We start from the raw sequence: 3,866 nt of genomic DNA, 5'->3' as shown, positions 1-3,866 counted from the left end.
CGCGGGGAACTGCGCAAAAGGGGGCGAGGGGGCGAAGCCCCCATGCAGTGACGGGGAGGGTAGGGGCGGCGGGGGCGAGGAAGAGCCTCAGCGGGCCGTCGTAGTGACCCGTTCGCTCTCGATGCGCTTCGCGAGCGCGTCCTCCCCGAGCCGGTCGAGGTTCCGGCACAGCACCACGGACCCGCCGGCGGCCAACGCGGCGTACAACCCCGCACTCAACCCCTCCCACGTGTCATACGGCAACGCCGACAACACCCGCCCCCCGGGCCCCGCCAGCCCGAGCACCCCCGCATCCCCCCGAGCCCGCTCGACAACCTCCGCCCCCGAAAACTCCGCCCCCGCGACCACCAGCGCCGAGGACTCCGGGTCCACGGGCCCGTACGCCCGGAACACGTCCCCCTGCCCCGGCACCTCGACCGCGTAGTCGACGTACCCGCCCGGCACCTGCGCGAAGCGACGCCCCAGCGGCGCGAGCGACAGCGCCACCCGCTCCCCGGAACACGCGAGTCCGGCCTCGAACTGTCCGGGCCCGGCGACCACATGATCGGCGTCGCCCGCGTCACCCCCGACCTGCGCCACGACCCCCACCGAGGAGCACGCGAGCAGCCACACGGCCGTCTGCCAGTGCGCGGGCAGCAGCAGTGCCACCCGCTCGCCGGGCTCGGCGCCCAGTTCGCCCTGGAGGAGATTGGCGGTCTTGGCCACCCAATTGGCGAAGGTGGCCACGGACAGTTCGACACGTTCGCCCGTGGCGTCGTCGTAGAAGGTCACCAGGGGGCGCGCGGGATCCGCGGCGAGCGCGGATCGCAGCAGGTCGGCAGGGGTGCGGTCGATGGCGGTCACGGGACGCAAGCGTACGCGGGCCCCTGCCCGGGCGGGGGAGTGCGGGGCACCGGTTCGGCGGAGTACGACCGACGGTCCGTCATATCCCGGATGGACAGATAAGTCTGACTATGTCCAGGATCAGGGGCATGCGCGCACATCTAGCTTCCTCGATCGCCGTCACCTGCGCGGCCGCCCTGTCCCTCCCGCTGGCCCTGTCCTCGGACGCCACGGCGACTCCCTCGGTGGCCCCTCCGGCGGCCGAGAGACGGGCCGCCGGCAACTCGACCCCGGGCGGCACGGCCCCCGGCAGCACGGCCCCCGGCAGCACGACCCCCGGCAGCACCCAGTCCCTCCCGCTCACCCCTCTCACCTCCAGCACCCCGCCCTCAAGCGACCGCACGCTGCCGCCCTCCGCGTCCGTCCCGGCGCAGGGCCTGGCCCGCCGGGACGTCCGGCACTTCTCCCTCGTGGGCGTCGTCTGGGACGACCCGGACAGCGAACTCCACGGCCGGGTCCAGATCCGTACCCGCGCGACCGGCACCACGAAGTGGTCCGCCTGGCAGGACGTGGACACCCACAACCACGAGCACGCGGCCGACCCGGACACCGCGGAGCGCGCCTCCGGCCGGGTGCGGGGCTCCACGGCACCCCTGTGGGTGGGCGACTCGGACGGTGTGGAGGTCAGGGTCCAGGGTGAGGCGGACGGCCGGACGGGCGCGGACGGAAGGGCCGTCACCGCCGAGCCCCTCCCCAAGGGCCTGCACGTCGAACTGGTCGACCCGGGCGCCGAACCTCCGCCCCAGGGTCCCGAACTGAACGCCCCGCCCCCGGGCGTCCTGACCGCCGAGTCCGCGGCGGCGGCCTCCGCCGTCAACGCCGAGCTCGCGCCCATCGGCGCCACCGAGATCCCGGCCCTGAGCCAGAAGGAGACCCGGGCGGACCTGCTGGCCACCCGTGGCGAGGAGACGGACGTGACGGGTACGACAGGCGCGACGAACGCGGCCGTCGCCGGGGCCGCGAACCCGGGCGCGAAGCCGTACATCGGCGCCCGTCCGCGCATCGTCACCCGCCGTGGCTGGGGCGCCGACGAGGGGCTGCGGGAGTCGAACTTCAGCTACACGAAGACGGTGAAGGCCGTCTTCGTCCACCACAGCGCCTCGGGCAACAACTACCGCTGTGCGCAAGCGCCTTCAGTCATCCGCAGTATCTACCGCTACCACGTGAAGAGCAGCGGCTGGCGCGACATCGGCTACAACTTCCTCGTCGACAAGTGCGGAAACATCTACGAGGGCAGGGCCGGTGGCGTGGCCAAGCCCGTGATGGGCGCACACACGCTCGGTTTCAACAGCAAGAGCATGGGGATCGCCGTCCTCGGAAGTTTCGGCACCGCGAACCCGCCCGCCGCCGCGGTGAAGGCCGTCGCGAAGCTCACGGCATGGAAGCTCGGCCTCTACGGGGCGAACCCGCGCGGCAAGACCTACCTCAGGTCGGGAGGCGGAAATCTGTACCGAAAAGGAAAGAATGTACGACTCAATGTAATCTCCGGTCACCGGGACGGATTCGCCACCGAATGCCCCGGTGGCCGGCTCTACGCGAAGCTCGGCAAAGCCCGCACCACTTCGGCCCGCTACCAGGGACGATGACGTCCGGTCGGCGGGGACGGCGCGGCCCGGCACGCCGGGTCGCCCGCACCCGGCGGCTCCCCACGGCCACCTCCCAGAGGCGCCCCACAGCCATCGAAACGGTCTGCATACACTGGCCGGTCGAATGACCGTTCGACCGGCCCCAGCAGGAAGCAGAGACGACAGGTGACAGAAGCGATCCTCCTGGTGGGCGGCAAGGGCACACGGCTGCGCCCCCTCACGGTGCACACGCCGAAACCGATGGTCCCGGCGGCCGGCGTACCGTTCCTCACGCACCAGCTGGCACGGGCGAGAGCGGCCGGGGTCGAGCACATCGTGCTTGCCACGTCCTACCTGGCCGAGGTCTTCGAGCCCCACTTCGGCGACGGCTCGTCGCTCGGGCTCCACATCGAGTACGTCACCGAGGATGAACCCCTCGGTACCGGCGGAGCCATCCGCAACGTGGCCGCCCGGCTGAGATCGGCCCCCGACGACCCCGTACTGATCTTCAACGGGGACATCCTGACCGGCCTGGACATCCCGGCCCTGGTCGACACCCACCGGTCCTCGGGCGCGGACGTCTCGCTGCACCTGACCCGGGTGACGGACCCGCGGGCGTACGGGCTGGTCCCGACGGACGACTCGGGCCGCGTCCAGGCGTTCCTGGAGAAACCCCAGACCCCCGAGGAGATCGTCACCGACCAGATCAACGCGGGCGCGTACGTCTTCCGCCGGTCGGTCATCGACTCGATCCCCGTCGGCCGGCCCGTCTCGGTCGAACGGGAGACGTTCCCGGACCTCCTGGCCTCCGGCGCCCACCTCCAGGGCATGGTCGACTCCACGTACTGGCTCGACCTGGGCACCCCGCAGGCCTTCGTCCGCGGCTCCGCCGACCTGGTCCTCGGCAGGGCGCCGTCCCCGGCCGTCCCGGGCCGCTGCGGGGACCGCCTGGTCCTCCCGGAGGCCACCGTCGCGCCGGACGCCAAACTCACCGGCGGCACGGTCGTCGGACGCGGCGCGACCGTGGGCGAGGGGGCGCGCGTCTTCGGCAGCGCGATCCTGGCGGGCGCCGTCGTCGAACCGGGCGCGGTCGTCACGGACTCCCTGATCGGCGCCCGCGCCCGGGTGGGCGCCCGCTCGACCCTCACGGGGGTGGTGGTCGGCGACGGCGCGGTCGTGGGCCCGGACAACGAACTCCGCTCCGGCGTCCGAGTCTGGTGCGACGCCCGCATCCCGGCCGCGTCCCTGCGCTTCTCGTCGGACCAGTAGCGCATCACCGGCCGCGGCCGGGTGGGGGCGGGCCTGAACGATTGCGCAGTTCCCCGCGCCCCTAGGGGGCGAGGCCCTGTGTCGGCCGACGGTCGGTGGGGGTGGACCCACAGGACTGCGCAGTTCCCCGCGCCCCTAGGCACCTAGGGG

General features: G+C 72.8%; 3 protein-coding genes. 2 read left to right on the top strand and 1 reads right to left on the bottom strand.

Annotated elements, in window-relative coordinates; all coding sequences use genetic code 11:
• Positions 1 to 87: 87 nt before the first annotated feature.
• Complete coding sequence (locus ACFWGJ_RS42625) at positions 88 to 843, bottom strand: TIGR03089 family protein (protein WP_387334344.1); 756 nt, start codon at positions 841 to 843, stop codon at positions 88 to 90.
• Between the two features lie 110 nt (positions 844 to 953).
• Between ACFWGJ_RS42625 and ACFWGJ_RS42620 the strand changes: the two genes are divergently transcribed.
• The gene (locus ACFWGJ_RS42620; protein WP_387334343.1) at positions 954 to 2,468 is read left to right on the top strand and encodes an N-acetylmuramoyl-L-alanine amidase; all 1,515 of its coding nucleotides are present in this window, start codon (positions 954 to 956) and stop codon (positions 2,466 to 2,468) included.
• 165 nt (positions 2,469 to 2,633) lie between these two features.
• Complete coding sequence (locus tag ACFWGJ_RS42615; protein WP_387334342.1) at positions 2,634 to 3,716, top strand: sugar phosphate nucleotidyltransferase; 1,083 nt, start codon at positions 2,634 to 2,636, stop codon at positions 3,714 to 3,716.
• The last annotated feature ends 150 nt before the right edge of the window (positions 3,717 to 3,866 follow it).

Origin of the sequence: Streptomyces sp. NPDC060205 (genome assembly GCF_042728395.1) — a bacterium.
Taxonomy (GTDB): domain Bacteria; phylum Actinomycetota; class Actinomycetes; order Streptomycetales; family Streptomycetaceae; genus Streptomyces.
Note: the sequence above shows the minus strand (reverse complement) of the source record. Positions and strands in the feature narration are given on the sequence as shown.

What these genes read in the sequence shown, in the direction of transcription:
- ACFWGJ_RS42620 (WP_387334343.1), top strand. Translation starts at nt 954, where the DNA reads ATGTCCAGGATCAGGGGCATGCGCGCACATCTAGCTTCCTCGATCGCC.